7 protein-coding genes are annotated in these 5878 nt (G+C 65.8%); 4 read left to right on the plus strand and 3 right to left on the minus strand.

Features of this window, described 5'->3' with window-relative positions; genetic code table 11:
• Position 1 precedes the first annotated feature (1 nt).
• Entirely contained in the window at positions 2 to 232 is a 231-nt protein-coding gene (locus JNK68_14095; protein ID MBL8541474.1) for a DUF427 domain-containing protein, read from the plus strand.
• 37 nt (positions 233 to 269) lie between these two features.
• On the opposite strand, the gene JNK68_14100 is transcribed toward JNK68_14095, so the two are convergent.
• Together JNK68_14100 and JNK68_14105 are read right to left on the minus strand one after the other, a co-directional pair.
• Positions 270 to 1658: a bifunctional enoyl-CoA hydratase/phosphate acetyltransferase gene (locus tag JNK68_14100; GenBank protein MBL8541475.1), complete on the minus strand. Its 1389-nt coding sequence runs from the start codon at positions 1656 to 1658 to the stop codon at positions 270 to 272.
• Positions 1659 to 1711: 53 nt separating this feature from the next.
• Entirely contained in the window at positions 1712 to 3076 is a 1365-nt protein-coding gene (locus JNK68_14105) for an ATP-dependent 6-phosphofructokinase (GenBank protein MBL8541476.1), read from the minus strand.
• Positions 3077 to 3426: 350 nt separating this feature from the next.
• Between JNK68_14105 and JNK68_14110 the strand changes: the two genes are divergently transcribed.
• The 3 genes from JNK68_14110 to JNK68_14120 all read left to right on the plus strand — a co-directional run bounded on the left by JNK68_14110 (position 3427) and on the right by JNK68_14120 (position 5308).
• Entirely contained in the window at positions 3427 to 3831 is a 405-nt protein-coding gene (locus tag JNK68_14110) for a DoxX family protein (protein MBL8541477.1), read from the plus strand.
• A 155-nt stretch (positions 3832 to 3986) separates the two neighbouring features.
• Complete coding sequence (locus JNK68_14115; protein ID MBL8541478.1) at positions 3987 to 4457, plus strand: EVE domain-containing protein; 471 nt, start codon at positions 3987 to 3989, stop codon at positions 4455 to 4457.
• Positions 4458 to 4510: 53 nt separating this feature from the next.
• Positions 4511 to 5308, plus strand: a complete 798-nt coding sequence (locus JNK68_14120) for a sulfite exporter TauE/SafE family protein (protein ID MBL8541479.1) — start codon at positions 4511 to 4513, stop codon at positions 5306 to 5308.
• On the opposite strand, the gene JNK68_14125 is transcribed toward JNK68_14120, so the two are convergent.
• Positions 5305 to 5694, minus strand: a complete 390-nt coding sequence (locus tag JNK68_14125) for an HNH nuclease family protein (GenBank protein ID MBL8541480.1) — start codon at positions 5692 to 5694, stop codon at positions 5305 to 5307. The genes JNK68_14120 and JNK68_14125 overlap by 4 nt on opposite strands.
• Between the last annotated feature and the right edge of the window lie 184 nt (positions 5695 to 5878).

The raw sequence follows: 5878 nt of genomic DNA on the forward strand, positions 1-5878 counted from the left end.
GATGGTCGAGGGCAACGTCTACTTTCCGCGCGAAGCACTGAACTGGAACTGCCTGCGCGAGAGTTCGACACGCAGCGACTGCCCGCGCAAGGGCATCGCGCGCTACCTGCACATCGTAGTGGATGGCGCGGTCAACACCGATGCCGGATGGTACTACCCGGAGCCCAAACCGGCCGCACACGGCATCGCGGGACACGTCGCTTTCTGGCGCGGCGTGCGAATGGAAAAGTAAGCCACGCGCGGACGCAGCGCCGCCGGCTGTGATTTCGTCACGCCTGTTTCGCGTTGGCGACGATGTGAACCAGCATCGCAGAGGCCATGCTTGCCATGCGGTCGTCTGTACGATCGGGCAGAGCGATGGGGACGCGTGCGCCCAGCACGATGCCCGCAGCAAGCGCATCCGCGAAGTGGGCGAGTTGTTTCGCGAGCATGTTGCCCGATGCCATGTCGGGCACGACGAGGATGTCGGCCTGCCCCGCCACCGGAGAGAGCAGCCCGCCGCGGCGCGCCACCTTGAGTGACACCGCGTCGTCGAAGGCGAGCGGACCGTCGAGTGCGGCGCCGGTGATCTGTCCACGGTCGGCCATCTTGCATAGGGTCGCTGCGTCCAGCGTCGCGCGCATCCCGGGATCGACCGTGTCGGTCGCTGCGAGGAGCGCGACGCGGGGCAGCGTATTGCCAAGCATGTGCGCGAGGTCGACCGCATTCTGGACGATGTCGCGCTTGTCCTCCAGGGTTGGCTCGACGTTGAGCGCGGCATCGGTGATGAAGAGCGGCTTCGTGTAAGCCGGGACATCCACCACGAACACGTGGCTCAGGCGGCGCTCGGTACGCAGCCACGAGTCCGCCGCCACCGGTGCCATCAACTCTGCCGTCTCCAGGCTGCCCCTCATGATCGCCCGCACTGCGCCCTGGCGCGCGAGCTGCACTGCGAGTGCCGCAGCCTCGCCGCGGCTTGCAGCAGGACGGATGGCCATTCCGGTGAGGTCGAGCTGCGCTGCGTCCGCCGTCTCGCGCACTGCCGCTTCAGGCCCGATGAGCACCGGAACGATCACACCCTCTCGCATCGCCTGCAGCGTGCTGGCGAGCGAATCGGCATCGCACGGATAGATCACCGCCACCGGCACGGGTGGCAGCTTGAGCCCCTTCACCCGCTCGGCGATATGACGGAAACGTGTCTCGCGGTCGCCGATGCGTACCTCGGGCAATGCGACACGCGGGCGTCGCACCTTCTGCCGCGGCGCCAGCACATAGGCGGTGCCGGAGACGACGACCTTGCCATCCTGATTCACGCACTCGGTGGACAGCGTGACCCGGCCTTTCTCGACGTCGCGCGCCGTCGCCGTCACCTTCACGGTGATTGCATCGCCGACCCCCACCGGATGCCGAAAACGCAGGTCCTGCCCGAGGTAGATCGTGCCGGGTCCGGGAAACTGCGTGCCGAGCACGGTGGAAATCAGCGCACCGCTCCACATGCCATGCCCGATCACCTCGCGGAACTGGCTGCTCGCGGCGTACTCGGGATCGACGTGCGCCGGATTGATGTCGCCCGACATCACGGCGAACAGCATGATGTCGCGCTCGGTAAGCGTGCGCGTGAGCGTCGCGCAGTCACCGACCTTGATCTCTTCGAACGTCCGGTTCTCCAGGCACTCCATGGCGCAGATCCTTGCGGGCGGTCTCCCGTACCGCCGATTTTACGCCCCTGGTGTTACGCGAACGCGCGCGGCTGTCCTGTCGCTTCGATCACCGACATCCAGAGATCGCCATCGACGTCGACATGGCGGCTCTCGCGCGTGGCGAGCTTCATCGGCACGTGCACGAACCGCCCGTGCCAGCGACCGATCAGCATCGCGGTATTGCCGGCCATGGCGGCGTGCACGGCGTTCCTCGCCATGTGCCAGCAGTAGACGCTGTCCGACGGACAGGCCGGAATGCTGCGGATGGCATAGCTCGGATCGATGTACTTGATCGTCGGCTCGCGGCCGAGCGAGCGCAGATGTTCGCCGAGGCGATCGCGCAGGAAGACGCCGACGTCCTTGAGCTTCGCGTTGCCGCTCTTGTCGCGCTTCTCTCCGCTCGGTGCGTCGGGCATCTGGTCCTGTGCGGCGCCCTCGGCCACCACGATCACGGCGTGCCCTTTGCGCGCGAGCACGCGATCGATGCAGGCAAACACGCCGCGCTGACCGTCGAGGACGACGGGCACCTCGGGGATCAACACGAGATCGGCCTCGGTCGAGGCCAACGCTGCCTGGCACGCCAGAAAACCGGAATGGCGGCCCATCAGCTTGACGAGACCGATGCCATCGCGCGCCGCCACCGCCTCGACCCGCGCGCCGCTGATCACATCGACGGCGGCGGAATAGGCACTGACATAGCCGAAGCTGCGATCGATGAAGGGCACGTCGTTGTCGATCGTCTTCGGCACGCCGATCACGCCGATGCGCAGGCCGCGCCGCGCGACTTCCTCAGCGATGCGCATCGCTCCACGCATGGTGCCATCGCCGCCGACGACGAAGAGAATGCCGATGCCATTGGCTTCCAGGTTGTCGACCACCTCGCCTGCGTCCTGCGATCCGCGCGAAGTCCCGAGCATGGTGCCACCATCGTGATGGATATCGGCCACGGATTCCGGCGTCAGCGTCGCCGGCAGGTGGCCATGGCGCGCGATCAGCCCCTCGTAACCGTAGCGGAAGCCGAAGATCTGGCGCACGCCATACCCGGCCCAGAGCTCGAGGACGATGCCGCGCACCACGTTGTTGAGTCCGGGTGCCAGCCCGCCGCAGGTGACGATGCCGCAGCGGACCGTGCGCGGGTCGAAGAAGATCTTGTCGCGCGGACCGGCGAGTTCGAACGCCGGGCGCAAGGCGAGATCGACGGACGATCCGGCCTGGCTGGAGAGTCCATCATCGAGCAATACCTTGTCCGCCGCACCGACAAAGTGCATGCTGCGTGCACCGAGATGTTCCGCCACCGGCGATGGCAACACGCATCGACCGAGGATATCGATGGCGAGATCGTCTGCAGTCAGGCGTTTATCGTGTGCGGCTTCGGGTGCATGTCCGTTATCGCTCATGAGCGCTCCGAAAGTCTGCGCGACGATTTCGCAGGGATCCGTTTTTCTGCAATCTCCACGCCAAGTGCGCGGCCACTGCCTTCGGCGCCGGCAGACAGAAGTGGCGTAGACGCCCGTACAGTGCCTCAGCATTGCCTGCGGATTCCCGCCGCGTCTTTGCGTGAGCGCGATCGCGACGGTCGCGAACACCGGCGCCCATGTTCGGCCGAGCCATTTCCTCGCGTGCATTCGCCCATCGCTTGCCGCGCGCGCTGCGGCGTTGTGAAATAGCCGCACTTTCACACCACCCGAACGAGTCATGATCGAGCAGAAGAGGAGTTTCAACCCGGCGATGAAGTCAGCGCCCGGACTTGGCATGGGCGCTGACCGCCATGTCGCCTGAGCACGTGCATTGGGTCGAGGCGCTCGCCCGCATCCTGGTGGGCAGTCTCTTCGTCGTCGGCGGGTTTCACCATCTGCCGATGTCTGCCGAGCTGAGCGGGAGAGTGGCACAGCGCGGGGTACCGCTGCCACGATTGGCGCTCGGCCTGGCGACGGCTTTCCAGATCATGCTCGGCGCGGCGCTGATGGCCGGCCTGTGGGTGCGCTGGGCCGCGCTCGGGTTGATCGGCTTCACCATCGTCGCTTCGCTGCTGCTCCTGAACTTCTGGGCGATGGAGGGTCAGGCCCGGGCCGGTGCATCGAATCAGTTTCTGACCAACATCGCCGTCATTGGCGGACTGCTGTATGCGTCCGTGGCCGACCTGCCTTCCTGAGAGTCGCTGCCTGAAAGACTGTTGTCCATATCTGCCCTGGATTCGGCCGGCCGCGGCAGGCTTCGCGGTTTCCGCAGTTCACGATGTCCAGAGAATGGCGCAATTGCGGTTCGTTCGATAGATTGCCGACGTAACGGAACCAGCGAGGAAGAGATATGCATCAGTGGCTGATGAAGTCTGAACCGGACGTCTACGGCATCGATCACCTCGCCGCTGCCCCGGACACGACGACGGCGTGGTGGGGCGTGCGCAACTATCAGGCGCGCAACTTCATGCGCGATCGCATGCAGGTGGGCGATCAGGCCTTCTTCTACCATTCGAGCTGCCCGGAGCCGGGCATCGCCGGCATCGTCGAGGTTGCCAGCGGATCCTACCCCGACGAGACGCAGTTCGACCCGGCGAGCGACTACTACGATCCGAAGGCGACCCGCGAGAATCCGCGCTGGTTCCTGGTCGACGTGAAGCTCGTGCGCAAGACCCCACTCGTCCCGCTGGCGGAACTGCGTTCCCATCCGGAACTCGCTCACATGCGCGTGCTGCAGCGAGGCAACCGGTTGTCGATCACGCCGGTCGAGCCGGCGGAGTGGCGCTTCATTCTCGATCTGATCGCACGCGATGAGCGCTAGCCAGCGCCGTCGGTGCGACGTGACCGAGATACCGCGCCGGCACGCACGCCCCCGTGGCTAGCTTGTGGCTCTGGTATGTCCTGCTCGGCGCCGGTGCCGGGTTCCTCGCCGGGCTGCTCGGCATCGGTGGCGGACTGGTCCAGGTGCCCCTGCTGGTTTTCCTGTTCGGGCTCCAGCAAGTCCCGCCCGAGCACGTGCTGCACCTCGCGCTCGGCACGGCCATGGCCAGCATTCTCTTTACCGCCGCATCGAGCGTGCGAGCGCACCACTATCACGGGGCGGTGAACTGGACGATAGTGCGCCGCATGGCGCCCGGGATCGCGTTCGGCGTCGCCGTGGCGGCCGTCATCGCCGGACGGCTCCAGACGCGCTATCTGGCGATGTTCTTCACGGTTTTCGTCTACTTCGCGGCGACCCAGCTCATCCTCAACCTGCGCCCGACGGCCACGCGCACGCTGCCCGGTGCGGGCGGCATGTTCGCGGTCGGTGCGGTGATCGGCGGGGTATCGAGCCTGGTGGCCGCCGGTGGAGCGCTCCTCTCGGTGCCGTACATGACTTGGTGCAACGTGCGGCTGCACGAAGCGATCGGCACCGCGGCGGCCATCGGCTTTCCGGTCGCCATCGCCGGCACCATCGGTTATGTCGTGAACGGCTGGGGCGAAGCGGGGCTCCCCGAGTGGAGCCTCGGTTACGTCTATCTGCCGGTGCTCGCGCTGCTCGTCATCGCAAGCATGGCAACCGCCCCTCTCGGCGCGAAGCTCGCGCACGCCACTTCGACGCGGAAGCTGAGAACGCTGTTCGCGGTCCTGCTCTACGTGCTCGCCACCCGCATGCTGCTGACGCTGGTTTAGCTTGGACCTCTCGTCTTGAGACGGGCTTTCAAATCGGCGAAGGGTTGGTGTAACGCCGGAGCGACTCCCCCGAGCGTTGGCGACTCCGGCTTCCGGCCTTGCTCGACGAGGCAGCGTTGGTGCTCATTCTCGTGGCAATAGGTGCACAGGAGTTCCCAGTTGCTGCCGTCGGGCGGGTTGTTGTCGTGGTTGTGGTCACGGTGATGGACCTCCAGCAGTTGCAGGTTGACGTGACCAAACTCGCGGCCGCAACGGCCGCATACCCACGGGTAAATCCTCAGTGCACGCTCGCGGTAACTCTGGGCGCGCTCTTCGCCCGCGCGCCGCGCTTCGGCGACGACCCGGTCGAGTCGGGCGTAGTCGGGTCCGGCCTTGAGCCTGGACATCGGGTTCCTCCACCTTGCTGCACTTGACGGCGACGACCGAAGCGGAAGCGCAGGGAGGAGCGGTCAAGTGTCGGACTCCAGCAGCTTGTTATGTAGGGGCTTCTATCTGTGGTGCATGCGGATGCATAGACCTGATCTTCTCCAAAGTCAATTCAAGATGCACTGGAGTTCGCAGAAAGCCGCC

The organism is Betaproteobacteria bacterium, assembly GCA_016791345.1.
GTDB lineage: Bacteria > Pseudomonadota > Gammaproteobacteria > Burkholderiales > JAEUMW01 > JAEUMW01.

Bases quoted from the DNA above. Each gene is read 5' to 3' on its own strand.
- JNK68_14095 (MBL8541474.1), top strand. From the start codon at position 2: ATGGTCGAGGGCAACGTCTACTTTCCGCGCGAAGCACTGAACTGGAAC.
- JNK68_14100 (MBL8541475.1), bottom strand. From the start codon at position 1,658: ATGGAGTGCCTGGAGAACCGGACGTTCGAAGAGATCAAGGTCGGTGAC.
- JNK68_14105 (MBL8541476.1), bottom strand. From the start codon at position 3,076: ATGAGCGATAACGGACATGCACCCGAAGCCGCACACGATAAACGCCTG.
- JNK68_14115 (MBL8541478.1), top strand. From the start codon at position 3,987: ATGCATCAGTGGCTGATGAAGTCTGAACCGGACGTCTACGGCATCGAT.
- JNK68_14125 (MBL8541480.1), bottom strand. From the start codon at position 5,694: ATGTCCAGGCTCAAGGCCGGACCCGACTACGCCCGACTCGACCGGGTC.